Raw genomic sequence first — 17,145 nt, 5'->3', positions numbered from 1 at the left:
CCCGGCAACGGGCGCTTACGTGAGGCTAGATATGGCTATGACAGTCCATTGCGACATCGTCAGCGCAGAAGGCGAGATCTTCTCCGGTCTGGTCGAGATGGTCATTGCGCACGGCAACCTGGGTGATCTTGGTATCACTCCGGGCCACGCGCCGCTGATCACCGACCTCAAGCCGGGCCCGATTCGTCTGGTCAAGCAGGGTGGCGATACTGAGGTGTACTACATCTCTGGTGGCTTCCTGGAAGTGCAGCCAAGCATGGTCAAGGTTCTTGCCGACACCGTGCAGCGCGCTGCTGACCTGGATGAAGCCTCCGCTCAGGAAGCCGTCAAGGCTGCTGAGAAAGCGCTGAGTGAGCAAGGTTCCGAGTTCGACTACGGTTCCGCCGCTGCTCGTCTGGCCGAGGCCGCAGCCCAGCTGCGCACCGTCCAGCAACTGCGCAAGAAGTTCGGCGGTAGCTGATACCGACGCTCTTCATCGTTGCTTGGAAAAAGGGTAGCCTTGGCTACCCTTTTTCTTGCCCGCGATTTAACCGACGTTGTGGATAACCCGATCACGTGGGAGCGGCTTCAGCCACGATGGACTCTTCACTGATCGACACTCACGCAACGGATTGCTGTGAATCCCTTTCTTTCCGCTCTCGTTGATCTGGATCTGCCCATGTCCCTCGATATCGTCATTCTCGCCGCCGGCCAAGGCACCCGCATGCGCTCCGCTCTGCCCAAGGTCCTGCACCCGGTGGCCGACAAGCCCATGCTCGGTCACGTCGTCGACACCGCTCGCAGCCTGCAGCCGCAGAGCATTCAGGTGGTGATCGGCCATGGCGCCGAGAAAGTACGCGAGCGACTGGCCGCTGATGATCTGAATTTCGTTATCCAGGCCGAGCAGCTTGGTACTGGCCATGCCGTTGCGCAGGCGCTGCCGCAGCTCAGTGCCGATACCGTGTTGATCCTCTACGGTGACGTGCCGCTGATCGAGACCGCCACGCTGCAGCGCTTGCTGGAGCTGGTGGGTGATAACCAGCTGGGCCTGCTCACCGTCGAGCTTGCCGACCCGACTGGCTACGGCCGCATCGTTCGTGACGATAGGAGCGTGGTGCAGGCTATCGTCGAACATAAGGATGCCAGCGAAGCGCAGCGTCAGATCCGCGAAGGCAACACGGGCATTCTCGCCGTGCCTGGCAAGCGTTTGGCCGACTGGCTGGGGCGGCTGTCGAACAGCAATGCTCAGGGCGAGTACTACCTGACCGACGTGATCGCCATGGCTGTGGCCGACGGCCTGGTGGTTGCCACCGAGCGTGCCGCGGACGAGATGGAAGTGCTGGGTGCCAACGACCGTATCCAGCTGTCGCAGCTGGAATGTCATTACCAGCAACTCGTTGCCCGCCGCCTGATGGCTCAAGGTGTGACACTGCGCGACCCACACCGCTTCGATGTGCGTGGTGACGTGACCGTGGGCCGCGACGTGACCATCGACATAAACGTGATTCTCGAAGGCCGCGTGGTCATCGAAGACGATGTACAGATCGGCCCGAACTGCGTGATCAAGGACAGCACCCTGCGCAAGGGAGCCATCGTCAAAGCCAACAGCCATCTGGAAGGTGCCGAAGTGGGTGAGGGCGCCGATTGCGGCCCGTTCGCCCGCCTGCGTCCTGGCAGCGTGCTCGGCGCTAAAGCCCATGTGGGTAACTTCGTGGAGCTAAAGAACGCCGTGCTGGGCGAGGGCGCCAAGGCCGGTCATCTCACATACCTGGGCGACGCCGAGATAGGCGCGCGGACCAATATCGGCGCCGGCACCATCACCTGTAATTACGACGGCGCCAACAAGCACCGTACCGTCATGGGTGAAGACGTGTTTATCGGCTCCAACAGCGCACTGGTGGCGCCCGTCACGCTGGGCGATGGCGTTACCACCGCAGCAGGTTCGGTGATCACCTCGAATGTGCCGGACAACAACCTTGCCGTGGCCCGCGGTCGCCAGCGCAATATCGAAGGCTGGCAGCGTCCGACCAAAAAGCAGAAGTAGTCTTCTTTCTGTGGATAACTTGATCTTCTGGCTGCAGTTCGAGAAGACTTCTGTTATCCACAGCACACGAGTTTCTTGACAGCGAAGCTTCATTAGGTTTTGATTCGAGCTATTATCTTTCGAATCGAAACTTAGGCATGTCGAAACGCAACACTCCGCAACGTCGTCACACCATTCTTGCCTTGCTCGCCGAGCAGGGCGAGGTGAGCGTGGATGCGTTGGCCAAGCGCTTCGCCACCTCTGAAGTGACCATCCGCAAAGACCTCGCCGCCCTGGAGACCAATGGCCTGCTGCTACGCCGCTATGGCGGCGCCGTGCCGTTGCCCCAGGAGCTGATCGTCGAGAGCAGTCAGCCGATTTCCCGCTACAAGCAGGCCATCGCCCGTGCCGGAGTGGCGCGGATTCGCGAGCATGCGCGGATCATCATCGACAGCGGCACCACCACGGCGGCGATGATTCCGGAGTTGGGCCACAAGCCCGGCCTGGTGGTGATGACCAACTCGCTGAACGTGGCCAACGCCCTGCGCGACATCGAGCACGAGCCGGTGCTGCTGATGACCGGCGGCACCTGGGACCCACATTCAGACTCATTCCAAGGCCAAGTCGCCGAGCAGGTGCTGCGCTCCTATGATTTCGACCAGCTGTTCATCGGTGCTGACGGCATCGATTTGCAGCGCGGTACCACCACGTTCAATGAATTGCTGGGCCTGTCACGGGTGATGGCCGAGGTGGCCCGTGAAGTGATTGTGATGGTCGAGAGCGACAAGATTGGCCGCCGCATCCCCAACCTCGAGCTGCCGTGGAGCAGCGTGCACACTCTTATTACTGACGAGCGCCTGACTGATGAGGCGCGTGAACAACTTTTAGCCCGCGGGATCCAGTTGATCTGCGCGGTAGCTGACGCTACCTGAGGAGAACGCTATGTGTGGCATCGTAGGCGCCATTGCCGAACGCAACATCACTGCTGTGCTGGTCGAGGGTCTCAAGCGCCTCGAGTACCGCGGTTACGACAGCGCCGGCGTGGCGCTGGTCGATGATATGGGCACGCTGCAGCGTCGCCGCCGCGTAGGCAAGGTCAGCGAGCTGGAAAGCGCGCTGAATACCGAGCCGTTGCCAGGCCGACTGGGTATCGCCCACACCCGCTGGGCCACCCATGGTGTACCGACCGAGAACAACGCTCACCCACACTTCTCCGGTGATCAGCTGGCCGTGGTGCACAACGGCATCATCGAAAACCACGGCCCACTGCGTGAGCGTCTGCAGGGCCTGGGTTATACCTTCAGTTCCGATACCGATACCGAAGTGATCGTGCACCTGCTCGATTACACGCTGAAAACCCATAGCGACCTCGCGAACGCGCTGAAGGAGGTGGTCAAGCAGCTCCAGGGTGCTTACGGCCTGGCCGTGATCAGCGCCGCTCGCCCTGATCGCTTGCTTGCCGCGCGCAGTGGCAGCCCGCTGGTGGTAGGCCTCGGTCTTGGTGAGAACTTCCTCGCCTCCGATCAGCTTGCTCTGCGCCAGGTCACCGACCGTTTCATGTACCTGGAAGAAGGCGATATCGCCGAGATCCAGCGTGACAGCGTGCAAGTCTGGGACACAGACGGCAATGTGGTGCAACGAGAAGTGGTGCAGTACCACGAAGGCGCTGATGCTGCCGACAAGGGCGCGTTCCGCCACTTCATGCTCAAGGAAATTCACGAGCAGCCCACCGTCGTGCAGCGCACGCTGGAAGGCCGCCTGGGCACTGACCATGTGCTGGTGCAGGCTTTCGGCCCGCAAGCCGCCGAGCTATTTGCCAAGGTGCGCAACGTGCAGATCGTCGCCTGCGGTACCAGCTACCACGCAGGTATGGTCGCCCGTTACTGGCTCGAAGGTCTGGCGGGCATTCCCTGCCAGGTCGAAGTGGCCAGCGAGTTCCGTTATCGCCGCGTGGCAGTGCAGCCGGACACCCTGTTCGTGAGCATTTCTCAGTCCGGTGAAACCGCCGACACCCTGGCCGCGCTGCGCAATGCCAAGGCCGACGGCGGCTACCTGGCCAGCCTGGCTATCTGCAATGTCGGCATCAGCTCGCTGGTGCGCGAATCCGACCTGACCCTGCTGACCCACGCTGGTCCTGAGATCGGCGTCGCCTCCACCAAGGCCTTCACCACGCAACTGGTCGGCCTGATGCTGCTGACCCTGGCTATCGGCCAGATCAAAGGCACCCTGGAAGCCGGCGTGGCTGCCGAACTCGTCGAGGAGCTGCGCCGCCTGCCGGCCCGCCTGGACGAAGCCCTGGCCATGGACAAGATCGTCGAGAAAGTCTCCGAGCTGTTCGCCGAGAAGCATCACACCCTGTTCCTCGGTCGCGGCGCTCAGTACCCGGTGGCGATGGAAGGTGCTCTCAAACTCAAAGAGATCTCCTACATTCACGCCGAAGCGTACCCAGCTGGTGAGCTGAAACACGGCCCGCTGGCCCTGGTGGATGCGGACATGCCGGTGGTTACCATCGCGCCGAACAACGAGCTGCTCGACAAGCTCAAGTCCAACCTGCAGGTAGTTCGTGCCCGAGGCGGCGAGCTGCTGGTGTTCGCGGACGAGCAGGCGGGCATGAGCAATGGCGAAGGCACCCACGTGGTGAACATGCCGCATATTCACGACGCCCTGGCACCGATTCTCTACACGCTGCCGCTGCAGTTGCTGTCGTACCACGTCGCCGTGCTGCGCGGCACTGACGTAGACCAACCACGCAACTTGGCCAAGTCGGTTACGGTGGAGTAATGCGCGACAAGCCTGCGTTGGTCCAACTCGGGCCACTGGCTCAATTGCGTGCCGGCAACCTGCCGCAACGTCTGCTGCAGCTGTTCGTCGGCCTGGCTTTCTTCGGCATTTCCATGGCGATGATGATTCGCGGCAACCTGGGGCTATCGCCCTGGGATGCGCTGCATGTCGGCCTGGCCAAGTTGTTGCCGTTGAGCTTTGGCTGGATTGTCGTTGGTGTGTCCTTTCTGGTGCTGCTGCTGTGGATTCCGCTAAGGGAAATCCCCGGCCTCGGCACCATTGCCAACGCCGTTGTGATCGGCCTGGTGGCAGACCTTACCTTGCAGCTGCTGGTAGCACCGGAAGGTTTCATATGGCGTTTGCTGCTAACCCTGGGTGGTGTACTGCTTTGCGGTTTTGGCTCAGCGCTGTATATCGGCGCCCAGCTGGGCCGTGGGCCGCGTGATGGTTTGATGACCGGCTTGCACCGGGTGACCGGTTATTCGCTGCGCTCCATGCGCACCGCCATCGAGCTGAGCGTGCTGCTGGTCGGCACCCTGCTCGCTGGCTACAAGGTGCTGGGTATCGGCACTCTGCTGTTCGCCTTCGGTATCGGCCCGCTGACCCAGCTGATGCTGCCGTGGGTGCTGGTGAGGTTGGATAACTAGCCTGCGAGCTAAAAGCCTGTTCACGATCTTTTTAGGCGACATTAAAGAGGCTGCTACAAGGCAGAAGCGGTCGGTGAGCAGAGTTTTTGTGGGAGAGGCTTTAGCCTCGATTGTGCCTGACTAGGTTAAAGAGCTCGGGGCTGAAGCCCCTCCCACGAGATCGAGAACGGCCGCTTCCGCCTTTCGGCGTCAGGAACGCTTGATGCTTATCAGTGCAGCGGCGTTTCATCCGGTCGCAAGGTCAGCACCTGCACGCCATCAGCCGTGACCGCAACGGTGTGTTCGAACTGCGCAGACAACTGGCCGTCGAGGGTCACCACCGTCCAGCCGTCGCGCAGGGTCTTGGTGCCGGGTTTGCCCTGATTGATCATCGGCTCGATGGTGAAGGTCATGCCTTCTCGTAGCGTCAGGCCGGTATTGGCTTTACCCCAGTGCAGTATTTCCGGCGCCTCGTGCATTTGCTTGCCGATGCCGTGGCCGCAGTATTCGCGAACCACTGAATAGCCGTGTGCGCGGGCGTGCTTCTCGATGGCGTGGCCGATATCACCCAGGCGGCCGCCTGGGCGTACGGCTCTGATACCTTTCCACAGGGCTTCGTAGGTGACCTTGGCGAGCTGCGTGGCTTCCGGGGTCACGTCACCGATCAAGTAGGTCTTGCTGGAGTCGGCGATGTAGCCGTTTTTCTCCAGGGTGATATCGAAATTTACCAGATCGCCGCTTTGCAGAATTTCGCTGGAGCTGGGTACGCCGTGGCAGACCACGTGGTTACGTGAGGCATTCAGGGCGTAGGCATAGCCGTATTGACCTTTGCTGGCAGGCCGCGCCTTGAGGTTGTGGACGATAAAGTTATCCACAATCTCGTTTACCTGCATGGTCGACATGCCCAGCAGCTCCAGTCCATCCAGATGGGTGAATACCAAGGCCAGCAGCCTGCCGGACTCGGCCATTAGGGCAATTTCTTCCGGCTTCTTGATCATGCGGTTTTGGCCTGTGCTGGAGTTGTAACGCCAGCAGCGCGCAGCTCAGAGATGATCACTTCATTGAACGTTAGCGTTGGGTTCATTTCGCAAAGCATGCCGATGCGGATCCAGAACCCGGCCTGGGCATTGATGGAACGGTGCGACACGCCGCTCGCTTTGCGAATCTGGTCGTGTAGCTCATCTTCGATGTTGACGATACCCATGGTGATTTATCTCTATACGTTTCGTATATGAAGCATATAGTGTATTTAAAGTGAGCGGTGGCGCTTTCAGATTATCGGCCTGACGCAGGTGGTCAAAAAATATACTGCTCGGCTACAAGCTAATGATTTCAATAGCTGTAGAACTATATCCACAGGTCTTTCAGCTTGTTACTCAGGATAGTTGTGAATAAGCTCCTGTGGCTGATCAAAGTCTGAGCAATGCGCTGAAGGTACCGGATAACTAAGGCCTGAGAGATGTGCGACCAGCTTATCCACAGGTTCGATCACTGTAATTGTGTATATGGCTGTTTATCGGGTTTTCGGCGTTAACCCATGGGGCCCGCGGATCGTCACTCGCCTAACCCAATCCTCTGTTAGCACGCTAAATACCTTTTAGCGTGAGGAGGCCGGCGGGGTGGTCAAAAAATATACGGACAGGCTGTAGGCCAAGTATTTTAAGGGCTTTAGTATTTTATCCACAAAAGACTAAGAGGCTTGTTCAAGGTGTCTGTGTATAAGCCAAATTACTGATCAAATATTGTACAGAACCTTAAGGTGGCCGGGCCACTAGGGCTGAAGCACGCTACTCCCAGTTTATCCACAGATTCGGCCACGATAATTGTGAACAGTGAGCCTGATTAGCCACAGCCTGTGGATCACACCTGCGTCATCCAACCGTCATGTTATTCACCTAGCGTGCCTGCGCATCAGAACAAAGCAGGAGCGCCGTGATGCATGATGATCAATTGACTGACCTCGAACGTTTGACCCTTTCCCGTCGTCGTTTCATCGGCGCAGGTGCGCTGACCGGCGCTGCGCTGTTTCTCGGTGGCGGAGTGCTGAGCCGCAGCGTGCTGGCGGAATCGATCAGCGCAACCGTAGCCAGCCCGTTATTGGGTTTTGCCAACCTCGCGGCCTCTACCGCAGACACCATTACCCTGCCGCCTGGCTACTCGTTCCGCACGCTGATCAGCTGGGGCCAGCCGCTGCAGAAAGATGGCCCGCAGTTCAAGGGCGACGGCAGCAACAGCGCCGCCGAGCAATTGCAGCAGTTTGGTGACAACACCGATGGCATGAGTTTCTTCCCGTGGCCGGGCGACCCGGACCGTGCGCTGATGGCCATCAACAACGAGTACGTGAATTACCGTTATCTGCTGGCCCACGGCGGCCTGCCGAAATCCGCCGAGGATGTGCGCAAGGCGCAGAATGCCGAAGGGGTTACGGTGATCGAAGTGCGACGTGGCGATGCCGGCTGGGCTTTCGTACAAGGCTCGCCGTACAACCGCCGGGTGCACGGCAACTTGCCCATCGAGGTCAGCGGCCCGGCGCGTGGCCATGACCTGCTCAAGACGAAGGCGGACCCGGCTGGCGTCGAGGTACTCGGCACCTTCCAGAACTGTTCGAGCGGTCAGACGCCCTGGGGAACCTACCTCACCTGTGAGGAAAACTTCAGCGACTGTTTTGGTAGCAGCGATGCCAACCTGCAGTTCACGCCCGATCAGAAGCGCTTCAGCGTGCTGCATGCCAGCGCCGAGAACGAATGGCATCGCTTCGATCCGCGCTTCGATATCGCCAAGAATCCCAACGAGCTGAACCGTCATGGCTGGATCGTCGAGATTGATCCATTCGACCCACAAGCCAAGCCGATCAAGCGTACGGCGCTCGGCCGCTTCAAGCACGAGAACGCGGCGTTGACCACTACCCGCGATGGTCGCGTGGTGGTGTACATGGGCGATGACGAGCGCGGTGAGTTCATCTACAAATTCATCACCCGCGACCGTCTGGATCGCGATAACGCCAAGGCCAACCGGCATATCCTCGACCATGGCACGCTCTATGTGGCGCGTTTTGACGAAGGTAACGGCGATGCCGATCACCCGAAAGGCCGTGGTCTCTGGATCGAACTGACGGCGGGCAAGCACGGCCTGACTGCCGAGAATGGTTTCGCCAACCAGGCCGATGTAGTGATTCGCGCGCGGCAGGCCGGCACCCGCGTCGGCGCTACACGGATGGACCGCCCCGAGTGGATCACCGTCAGCCCCAAGGATGGCCAGGTCTACTGCACCCTCACCAACAACAGCAAACGCGGTGAGGAAGGCCAGCCAGTCGGCGGCCCGAACCCGCGGGCTAACAACCTGTATGGGCAAATCCTGCGCTGGCGTGAACACGGCGACGATGCCGCCGCCGAAGATTTTGAATGGGATCTGTTCGTGTTCGCTGGCAACCCGGCGGTGCATGCCGGCACAGCGCAGGCAGGCAGCCACGCGATCAATGCCGACAACATGTTCAACAGCCCGGACGGTGTCGGCTTCGATGGCGGCGGTCGGCTGTGGATCCAGACCGACGGCAAGTACAGCAACAAGGGCGATTACGCGGGCATGGGCAACAACCAGATGCTCTGCGCTGATCCGCATACCGGCGAGATCCGGCGCTTCATGGTCGGCCCGGTCGGCTGCGAGGTGACGGGACTGGCCTTCTCTCCGGACTACAAAACCATGTTCGTGGGCATCCAGCACCCGGGCGAAGACGGTGGTTCGAGCTTCCCCGACCATAAACCGGGCGTACATCCGCGTTCTTCGGTAATGGTGATCAGCCGTGACGATGGTGGCGTGATCGGCGCCTGATACCGGGTCTGCTCAGAGGGTGACGGTGGTGGCACCGCGGATGACCACCTCACCGTTTTCCTCGGGCAGGCTGGGAATGGTTATCCCCAGCAGCCGCAAGGTGGGCAGGATAGCCCGTTGCTCACTGCTGCCGTCATGGTTGTAACGGCGTTGCAGGCACACGTGCAGCACATAACGCGGTGCTGCTGGGTCACGGCTATCGAGGGCGATATTGCCGTAGGAGGGCTGGCCGTTATGGCCTGGCAGCGGGCTCCAGTTCAGACCGGCAGCGTCCTGCTCGGGCGGCGGGCAGCCGCCGCTACGCCAACTTGCTGGTAGCCAGCTGCGATCCACCGCGGCGGTGATTTCTCGGCTGAGCAGTTGGGTATAGGCGGCATTGCCGGGGTCGACCTGCAGTGTGGCCCGTGCCGCATCGGCGCTGACTTGCTTGAAGGTCAGCATCAGCAGCATGGGGATGCTGTAAGCGATGATCCCGTACACCACCACGAAGAACACCGCGAACAGCATGGCGAACTCGATGGCCACGGCGCCCTGCTGGTTGTTTTTCCCTAGACGTTTCATCGCTCACCTCAGCGGATCAACTGCGGGATGCCGCAGCTGATGCTGTGTACCTTGATTTCGCTTTTGCCGAGATCCAGGCCGAGGTTGGTGAGCAGGTTACTGACCGATTTTCCGACCTCGTCGAGTAATGGTTCGAGCAGTGAAACGACTGGACCAAGGATGTTGACCAACAGCGGCTGCGCGGTGGCGCCAATGACCCCCAGCAGCTGAGAAACGCCATCTACCACGCTACCCAGCAGGCCGTTCTGCGCCGGACTTTGCAGGGAGTTGATCAACGCGGAGCGACAGTTGGTTTTGTTCACAGGGCAAGTGAGTACAGGTGTTTTGGAGTACCACTCTTCCGGCATTGTGGTGGTGAGAACGCCTGCAAGCCCTGGTCTCTTCCAGTCCAGCTTGTCGTGCACAAGCGCGGCCTTGATCTTGTCTCTGTCATAGCCGTTTTCGGTGATATAGCGATCTGCGATCTGCCCGGCCTGGGCCGCAGAAAATCCCGCGCTGCCCCCAGGCCCCGAGCGCGGGACGCCGGCCGCCATAAGGTCGAGTACTTTGGTGAGCAGGGTGTCGAGCGCTCCGCCCAGCGCCACGTCATTGCGGCCAGTTTCTGTGGATTCCTCTTCGGCCAAGGTCACTACATCGCGAATCGGTGCGTTGCCGGTGCTCATTAGCGGCACGGCCGCTTTGCCCGTGATCAGATCGAAGTTGGCAACCCTCAGTATCGTGGAGTTCTCGAGGCTAGCCTCCGTGCAGCTAGCGGTGGTAGACCACAAGGTATTTGTTGGCATGCTGCCCAGGCACAGGTTGCCGATACGCGACTCTACATCGATGGTGGCCCGCGGCTGCGCACCCGAGCAGTCGATATCGGTGAGCTCGCCCTTGGCATCGGCCAGGTCGATGATCAGTGGCAGTTTCAGTGAAGTGCCGAGAAACTGCAGCAGCGACCCGAGCACCGGCAGGTTGCTGCTGTCCACATCCACCTGCAGGCGGATCTGCGCGTTGTAGGCTGTTGTGCCGACAGGGCCGATGCCAAAGGAGGGCGGCTCGACGACGCCCATTCTGATCGACAGTGCGCCGCTTTTCTTTGCGCTGCCGTTGAACAGGGACGCTTCTTCTACCAGTAATCCACGCCCCTGAACCGCCGTCATCAAGCCTGTGGATAACACGTCGCGAAGGTTGAGCTTGGCATCCAGCGCCGATCCCAGCGGTTGGTCAGCACCTGAGCTCAGGTTCAGTAACCCAGGCTGATCGTCTGTGCCGAATAGATTGATTTTGGCGTTGCGCAGATCGCTGCCCAGCAGTCGTTCACTGAGCGCCGTGATGTCAGTGGCGAGTGATCGATCATGGCTGACCGCCGTGGCGGAGGCGGCGACCAACTCACCGATACCGATGAGGCCAAGACGTGTATCGACGACATCTGCCAACCCTTGTGGGCTAAGCGCTTTCAACTGATTGATGCCGATATCCACGCCCAACGCCTGCAGCAACCCGGCGGGGGTGATCTGGGCGTTCGCCAGCCCTTGTGAATCGAGCACCGTCAGCCCGCTGACATTTACGCCAGCGGCTGTGAGTAACTTGGGCAACAGCCCATTGGCATTGAGGTCCAGCAACTGCGCACCCACGCTGAATACGGTCAGCGGGTCGCTGTCTTTCTCGGCTACCGCGATGGCTTGCAGGCGTACAGAGTCGTCTCCCGTTAGCCCGAACAGGCCGCCGGTGCGCACCACGATGCTGGCAGGCACCTGGCTGCTGGTAATCACGCGGATTGCCCTGCCACTGGCTGCGTCTGCGACCGGAACGCGCAGACCGTCGACGATGGAAACGCTCACGCAGGACGAACTCAGCGCGCGCCCGGCGCCTTCTACGAAGCCATAGGACGCAGCATTTTCAACGGCATAGACTTGAGCAAGGGCGGTATCCAGCGAGCAATTTCCGGAGGCGAGCCGCGATATGGATTCCAGGGCCGCGGTGTCCGCCAGCTTCTGCAGGTTGCGCTGTTCGAAGTACAGGCGGCCGCTGTCGATCACCAGGGCCAGAAACAGGATGGCCATGACCAGGGTTGCGGCGCTGAGCATGCTGAACGCGCCCCGTTGGCGGCTTGGGTTGAGTCGTGTGCGTCTCATGCTCAGGTGCCCGCCGCATTAGCGTGAAGGCGGATTTTTGCTTCGCCGCGTATTTCATCCGGCAGTTGCGGCACCTTCCAACCGAAGATCGAGAAGGGCGGCAGGATGCTTTGCGGGGCGCTGTGGCGCACACACACGCTCCATACTGCACCGGTTTTCAGGAAGCCGTCATAACCGTCACAGGTCTGTGCCCAGGCTTGCGGCAACCACGAGTTGCGCACGCTCTGTTGCACGCGCTGCTGATACAGAGCGATCTGTTCGGGTGACGGGGCACGGGTATCGGGCGAGCGAATGGCATCACGCAGCGCCTCGGTGGCCAGCTCCTGATAAGTGGCGCTGAGCAGAAACGGGATGCTGTAGCCGACCAGCCCGTACAAGATCAGGAAGAAGATGATAAAGGCGATGGAGAACTCGACAGCGGCAGCGCCGCGCTGCCGGTAAACCGAGCCAAACCCAGCTGGATGAGGCACTTCCCTGATCCCCGTGAACGGTCAAGGCCACGTGTTTTGGCGCCCGTGGCACGGCCTGTGGATATGTCTACTGCAGGCCGTCTGGCAGGATAGAACGCCAGTGCCAATGGCTATGTAATAGCACGCGTTCTGGCGCCTCTCCATTGCACTTTGTGATTAATCAGACGCGGCGTTTTTCTTCTTTCAGCCTAATAAAGCTGGGCCTTGAGCAGCGGTCTGAGCAGGTAGTTCAGCACCGTGCGCTTGCCGCTGAGAATGTCCACTTCGGCGACCATGCCGGGAATGATCGGCAGGATTTCATCACGGCGTTTGAGCTGGCTGCCATCGGTCTTGATCAGCACCTCGTAGTAGAACTCCTTGCCCTGGGCTGTCTCCTCGAAAATAGTGTCGGCGCTGATCTGCTCCAGGGTGCCGGTTAGGTAGCCGTAGATGCTGTAGTCGTAGGCGGTGATCTTCACCTTGGTAGGCATGCCCGGCACCAGAAAGGCGACGTCGCGCGGTTTGATGCGCGCCTCGATGAGCAACTGATCCTCGACCGGAATCACTTCCATGATCGGCTCGCCGGGCTGGATCACGCCGCCGCGGGTGTTGATCAGCACGGTGTTCACCCGGCCGCGCACCGGCGACAGGATCTCGGTACGGCGCAGCTGATCCTGGCGCTGCGCGACGATGGGTTCCAGGGCGCTGAGCTCGCTCTTCTTGCTCTGCCGTTCGGTGTAGGCATCCTGGAAGTAGGTGCTGCGCAGCTCGGTGAGCTTGCCATTAAGCGTGGCGATTTCCTGGCTGAGTTTGAGTGCTTCCATCTGGCTCACGGCGCGTTTTGCCACCAGCGGTTCGACCAGATTGAGCTGCTGTTGCGCCAGGCGGATCTGCCGGTTGATCGCACTGACGCCGTCCTGCAGCTTGTCGCGCCGCGATTTGAACAGCTCCTGCTCGGAGCGCGCGAGGGCGCTGGTGGGATCAATATCCTCGGGAAAGTCGATACGGTCCTTGCCCAGCACTTCGGCGTCCAGACGCGCGATGGTGGCGCGCAGGGCCGCCGACTGGTTGGCTGATTCCTGAAACGAGGTGCGAAAGCGAGTCTCGTCGAGGCGCACCAGCGGTTGGCCAACTTCGACCAGATCGCCTTCGCCGACCAGCAGGCGGTCAAGAATGCCGCCCTCCAGGCTCTGGATTTTCTGGATGCGGGTGAAGGGCACCACGCGGCCGTCGCCGCGGGTCACTTCATCGAGCTCGGCCCAGGCGGCCCAACCGATGAACAGCAGCACGGTGGCCAGCACCGTCCATAGCAAGGGCCTGAACAGCGGGTGAGTGGCGCTCAGCAGGGGGTCGTCGAGCTGGCGGCGCAGGCGATCATTGGACGGCATGATTGCCTCCTCTCGGCTCCTGCGGCGCGTTCACCACGTTGTCCTGCACCACCTGATCGAGGGCGCCATCCATGATCACCCGGCCTTGGCGCATCACCACCGCGCGTTCGACCAGCGACAGCATGACCTTCTTGTGGGTGACCAGAATCAGGGTGCGTCCGGTCAGCCACTGCTGCAGGTATTCGACCACCTGCTTCTCACTGGTCTGGTCGAAGGAGGAGGTCGGTTCATCGAGCAACACGATGGGCGGATCCTGCACCAATACACGCACCAACCCGACCGCTTGACGTTGGCCACCGGACAGGCTGGCATTGCCCTGGATGGGCATGTCCAGCCCCAGCGGATGGCTGCGCACCCAGGCACCGAGGCCAACGCCGTCGAGGGCCTCGAACAGTTCCTCATCGCTGACCGCCGCGCCCTCCAGGTTGAGGTTGTCGCGCAGGGTGCCGTAGAACAGCGCAATGTCTTGCGGCAGGTAACCGATATGCCGACGGCGGTCGGCCGGGTCGATCTGGGTCAGGCTGATGTCGTCAAGCACCACCCGCCCGGCGCTCGGATCGAGCAGCCCTGCAAGCAGGCGCAGCAGCGTGGATTTGCCAGCGCCGTTGCCACCCAGCAGGGCAACCCGCTCACCCGCGCGGATGCTCAGGGCGTTGATATCGACGATGGGTGGCGCATCGTCATGGGCGAGGCGCAACTGCTCGATGCGGTAGTCGCCGGCCAGGCTTTCCTTGCGCACGAAACGCTGCCCGGCCGGGCGCTCGACCGGGCCGGTCATCAACTGGTCGAGGCCCTCGAGGGCGACCTTGGTGTGCTGCCAGCGGCCGAGAATACCGGCGATCTGCGATAACGGCGCGATGGTGCGCGCCGCCAGGATCGAGCAGGCGACCAGTGCGCCCATGCTCAGGTAGCCGTCGCTGATGCGGTACACGCCGAACACCACCACGCCGACGTAGCACAGCTGCTGCACGGTGCTCACCCCGTAGCTGAGCGCCGAGGTCAGGCTCTGGGTCTTCATCGCACTGCCGGCGAGTTGCGCGGTGAGGGTTTCCCACAGGTGCATGCAGCGGCCTTCGGCGCGGCTGGCCTTGACCGTTTCCAGGTGCTCGATGGATTCGAGCAGGATGCCGTTCTTCACCGACCCTTCGCGCAGGTTCTGTCGCGACAGTCGCGCCAGGCGGCCTTGGGCCAGCAGGCCAGGGAGGATCATCAGCACGGCGGAGACCACCGGCACCCAGACCACATGGCCGCCGATCAGGGCGATGATCAGCAGGAAGATGAACACGAACGGCAGGTCGCTGATCACCGCCGCGCTCGATGAAGTGAAGAATTCGCGTACCGACTCGAACTCGCGAATCTGCGTGCTGAAAGCGCCGACCGACGCCGGTTTGGCGCCCAGGCGGGTGTTGAGTACGCGCTCGAACAACAATGATGAAAGCTGCAGATCCAGGCGCTTACCCAGGGTGGTGAGCAGGTGCGCGCGCAGCCCGCGCAACAAGCTTTCCAGTACGATTGCCAGGGCCACGCCGCTGGCCAGCACCCACAAGGTGTCGAAGGCCGCGTTGGGCACCACACGGTCGTAAACCTGCATGGCGAACAGGGCGGCGGCGATGGCCAGCAGGTTGGCGATGAAGGCCGCCACGGCCACTTCCACATAGGAGCGCCGCAGGCGCTTGAGCGCACCGTAGAACCAGTGCTCGCGCGTCGGGCTGGCGAATTCTTCGGCGCGGCCGTCCGGCCGATAGCGGCACTTGGCGAAAACCGCCATGCCGCTGTACAGCGGCTCCAAGTCGGTAATCGGCAATTGCTGCATGCCGCCGTCACTGTGCGGCACGAGGATCTGCGCCTGCTCGCCGTGCTGACCGACCAGCACCACGCAGCGCCCGTCCTTGAGCAGCAACAAGGCCGGCAACAGGTAGTCGTCGATGCGCTGCAGATTTTCTTCGCTGACCTGGGCGACGATATCGGCGCGGCGCAGGGCGCGGGGCACCATGCGCAGCGGTAGGCGGCCCTGTTCGAGGGCTATACCGTCGGCCAGCTCGGCGTCGGTAACCGGGCGGCCGAGCTGCCGGCACAACAGCACCAGGCCCTGGCGTAATGGGTCCTGGCTCTTGCCCGGACTGGTCAGCGTGTCAGGATCCATTCAGGCCGTTCTCCAACAGGGGGCCGAGCAGGCCGATCTGCGCGGCGGCGCGGTATTCCAGGCGCAGGCGCTCGACCTGCATGACGATCAGCTGGCGCTCGGCTTCGAAACGCTCGCGCTGCACGGTGAGCAGGTCGATCACGTCGCGGCGGCCCACTTCGAACTGCTCGCGGTACAGGCCGCCGACCTGCTCGGAATCACGCACCTGCACGGCCAGCGCATGCTCGCGCCAGAGCAGCGAATCGCCGATGTCGAACAGGCTCTGCAACTGTCGGCGAATGTCTCGTTGGATGGCATCCTGGCCCCAGCTAGCGGACTCCAGGCGCTGCGCTGCAGCGGTGGGGCGCTGGAAGTTGGACAAGCCCTGGATGGTGTCCATGCGCAGGCGCAGATTGACCATCGAATCGTTTTGTAAGCGCCCGCCGATCTCCCGCCGCGTGGCCGAAGCCTCTAGGTTCAGTTGCGGCAGCAGTGCCGCCTTGGTGCCACGCAGCTCGGCTTCGGCCAGGCTGGTGTCCTCCATGGCGCGTTGATAGAGCGGTGAGCTGGTAATCAGCCGCGGCAGGTCGCGGGTCGCCAGGTAGCGCTGCATGGACTGCGGGCGTGGTTCAGCCAGGCCTTCAGGCGGAGCACCGACCAACAGTGCGAACTGGTTGCCGGCATCGAGCAGGGCGCCTTTTTCCAGCGCCAACTGCTCCTGGGCACGGGCGATTTCCAGGCCGGCACGGTCTTGCTCGCTGCGATCGGAATAGCCGTCGGCGCCGCGTGCCTCGGTCATCCCACGGATGTCGTCTAGCAGGCGAATGTGGCGGCGCACCGCATCAATGCGGCGCTGCGCGACCAGCACATCGAGGTAGGTCTCGACGATATCCAGCGCGGCATCTTCACGGGTAACTTCGGCGGTGGCCGAGAGCTGGCGCTGGGTCGCCTTGGCGGTATCCACTTGGCTGTCGACGCGGCCCCAGTCGTAGAGCATCTGCGAGACGGTAACGTCATACACGGTTTCGCCGAAGTCGAATTCACGCGGCCCACCGGACAGCGACAGCGACGGGTAGTAGCCGCCCTTGGCGATCTTCACTTCGGTATCGGCGCGGGCCGCTTCGGAGCCGGCAGCGCGCACCTGTGGGTGAATAGCCAGGCCGTTGCGTACGGCCTGATCCAGTGGCATCGCCAGCACACTGGCTGGCAGACACAATGCGAATGCCAGGCGCGCGGCCCATCGACAATGAGATGTGTGCATACGGTACGAC

General features: G+C 61.6%; 14 protein-coding genes. 6 read left to right on the top strand and 8 right to left on the bottom strand.

Annotated features, from left to right (window positions below; translation table 11 throughout):
* The first annotated feature begins 31 nt into the window (after positions 1-31).
* From BUC40_RS06170 to yczE, 5 genes are all read left to right on the top strand, one after another.
* A complete protein-coding gene (locus BUC40_RS06170; protein ID WP_073263613.1) occupies positions 32-460 on the top strand; it encodes a F0F1 ATP synthase subunit epsilon in 429 nt (142 codons plus the stop codon).
* Positions 461-658: 198 nt separating this feature from the next.
* Entirely contained in the window at positions 659-2,023 is a 1,365-nt protein-coding gene (gene glmU, locus BUC40_RS06165) for a bifunctional UDP-N-acetylglucosamine diphosphorylase/glucosamine-1-phosphate N-acetyltransferase GlmU (protein ID WP_073263612.1), read from the top strand.
* Positions 2,024-2,160: 137 nt separating this feature from the next.
* Positions 2,161-2,934 carry a DeoR/GlpR family DNA-binding transcription regulator gene (locus tag BUC40_RS06160; protein WP_073263610.1) on the top strand — a complete coding sequence of 258 codons (774 nt, stop codon included), beginning with the start codon at positions 2,161-2,163 and terminating at the stop codon, positions 2,932-2,934.
* A gap of 10 nt (positions 2,935-2,944) precedes the next feature.
* A complete protein-coding gene (glmS, locus tag BUC40_RS06155) occupies positions 2,945-4,783 on the top strand; it encodes a glutamine--fructose-6-phosphate transaminase (isomerizing) (RefSeq protein WP_073263608.1) in 1,839 nt (612 codons plus the stop codon).
* Positions 4,783-5,430: a membrane protein YczE gene (gene yczE / locus BUC40_RS06150; protein ID WP_073263606.1), complete on the top strand. Its 648-nt coding sequence runs from the start codon at positions 4,783-4,785 to the stop codon at positions 5,428-5,430. The genes glmS and yczE overlap by 1 nt, the downstream gene beginning before the upstream one ends.
* Before the next feature lie 209 nt (positions 5,431-5,639).
* Here the strand turns inward: yczE and map are convergent, their stop codons facing one another.
* Together map and BUC40_RS06140 are read right to left on the bottom strand one after the other, a co-directional pair.
* Positions 5,640-6,407, bottom strand: coding sequence for a type I methionyl aminopeptidase (gene map, locus BUC40_RS06145; RefSeq protein WP_073263604.1), 768 nt, complete (start codon positions 6,405-6,407; stop codon positions 5,640-5,642).
* A complete protein-coding gene (locus BUC40_RS06140; RefSeq protein WP_073263602.1) occupies positions 6,404-6,613 on the bottom strand; it encodes a ParD-like family protein in 210 nt (69 codons plus the stop codon). Before BUC40_RS06140 ends, map begins: the two co-directional genes overlap by 4 nt.
* A gap of 731 nt (positions 6,614-7,344) precedes the next feature.
* On the opposite strand from BUC40_RS06140, the gene BUC40_RS06135 reads away from it, so the two are divergent.
* The gene (locus tag BUC40_RS06135; RefSeq protein ID WP_073263600.1) at positions 7,345-9,237 is read left to right on the top strand and encodes a PhoX family protein; all 1,893 of its coding nucleotides are present in this window, start codon (positions 7,345-7,347) and stop codon (positions 9,235-9,237) included.
* A 12-nt stretch (positions 9,238-9,249) separates the two neighbouring features.
* Here the strand turns inward: BUC40_RS06135 and BUC40_RS06130 are convergent, their stop codons facing one another.
* The 6 genes from BUC40_RS06130 to BUC40_RS06105 all read right to left on the bottom strand — a co-directional run bounded on the left by BUC40_RS06130 (position 9,250) and on the right by BUC40_RS06105 (position 17,135).
* Positions 9,250-9,798, bottom strand: a complete 549-nt coding sequence (locus BUC40_RS06130) for a TadE family protein (protein ID WP_073263598.1) — start codon at positions 9,796-9,798, stop codon at positions 9,250-9,252.
* Positions 9,799-9,806: 8 nt separating this feature from the next.
* Positions 9,807-11,915 (bottom strand): pilus assembly protein TadG-related protein, encoded by a 2,109-nt coding sequence (locus BUC40_RS06125; RefSeq protein WP_083593343.1) that lies wholly within the window; start codon positions 11,913-11,915, stop codon positions 9,807-9,809.
* Positions 11,916-11,917: 2 nt separating this feature from the next.
* Positions 11,918-12,385, bottom strand: coding sequence for a TadE/TadG family type IV pilus assembly protein (locus BUC40_RS06120; protein ID WP_073263594.1), 468 nt, complete (start codon positions 12,383-12,385; stop codon positions 11,918-11,920).
* Between the two features lie 188 nt (positions 12,386-12,573).
* Complete coding sequence (locus BUC40_RS06115; RefSeq protein ID WP_073263592.1) at positions 12,574-13,752, bottom strand: beta-barrel domain-containing protein; 1,179 nt, start codon at positions 13,750-13,752, stop codon at positions 12,574-12,576.
* A complete protein-coding gene (locus tag BUC40_RS06110) occupies positions 13,739-15,895 on the bottom strand; it encodes a type I secretion system permease/ATPase (protein WP_073263590.1) in 2,157 nt (718 codons plus the stop codon). Before BUC40_RS06110 ends, BUC40_RS06115 begins: the two co-directional genes overlap by 14 nt.
* The gene (locus tag BUC40_RS06105) at positions 15,885-17,135 is read right to left on the bottom strand and encodes a TolC family protein (RefSeq protein WP_139272115.1); all 1,251 of its coding nucleotides are present in this window, start codon (positions 17,133-17,135) and stop codon (positions 15,885-15,887) included. The genes BUC40_RS06110 and BUC40_RS06105 overlap by 11 nt, the downstream gene beginning before the upstream one ends.
* Positions 17,136-17,145 lie beyond the last annotated feature (10 nt).

Source organism: Phytopseudomonas punonensis (assembly GCF_900142655.1).
Taxonomy (GTDB): domain Bacteria; phylum Pseudomonadota; class Gammaproteobacteria; order Pseudomonadales; family Pseudomonadaceae; genus Aquipseudomonas; species Aquipseudomonas punonensis.
The sequence above is the reverse complement of the archived record's forward strand: the minus strand, read 5'-3'. Positions and strand labels throughout refer to the sequence as shown.

Coding starts and splice junctions, on each gene's coding strand:
- BUC40_RS06170 (WP_073263613.1), top strand. CDS start 32: ATGGCTATGACAGTCCATTGCGACATCGTCAGCGCAGAAGGCGAGATC.
- glmU (WP_073263612.1), top strand. CDS start 659: ATGTCCCTCGATATCGTCATTCTCGCCGCCGGCCAAGGCACCCGCATG.
- BUC40_RS06160 (WP_073263610.1), top strand. CDS start 2,161: ATGTCGAAACGCAACACTCCGCAACGTCGTCACACCATTCTTGCCTTG.
- glmS (WP_073263608.1), top strand. CDS start 2,945: ATGTGTGGCATCGTAGGCGCCATTGCCGAACGCAACATCACTGCTGTG.
- yczE (WP_073263606.1), top strand. CDS start 4,783: ATGCGCGACAAGCCTGCGTTGGTCCAACTCGGGCCACTGGCTCAATTG.
- map (WP_073263604.1), bottom strand. CDS start 6,407: ATGATCAAGAAGCCGGAAGAAATTGCCCTAATGGCCGAGTCCGGCAGG.
- BUC40_RS06140 (WP_073263602.1), bottom strand. CDS start 6,613: ATGGGTATCGTCAACATCGAAGATGAGCTACACGACCAGATTCGCAAA.
- BUC40_RS06135 (WP_073263600.1), top strand. CDS start 7,345: ATGCATGATGATCAATTGACTGACCTCGAACGTTTGACCCTTTCCCGT.
- BUC40_RS06130 (WP_073263598.1), bottom strand. CDS start 9,798: ATGAAACGTCTAGGGAAAAACAACCAGCAGGGCGCCGTGGCCATCGAG.
- BUC40_RS06125 (WP_083593343.1), bottom strand. CDS start 11,915: ATGAGACGCACACGACTCAACCCAAGCCGCCAACGGGGCGCGTTCAGC.
- BUC40_RS06115 (WP_073263592.1), bottom strand. CDS start 13,752: ATGCCGTCCAATGATCGCCTGCGCCGCCAGCTCGACGACCCCCTGCTG.
- BUC40_RS06110 (WP_073263590.1), bottom strand. CDS start 15,895: ATGGATCCTGACACGCTGACCAGTCCGGGCAAGAGCCAGGACCCATTA.
- BUC40_RS06105 (WP_139272115.1), bottom strand. CDS start 17,135: ATGCACACATCTCATTGTCGATGGGCCGCGCGCCTGGCATTCGCATTG.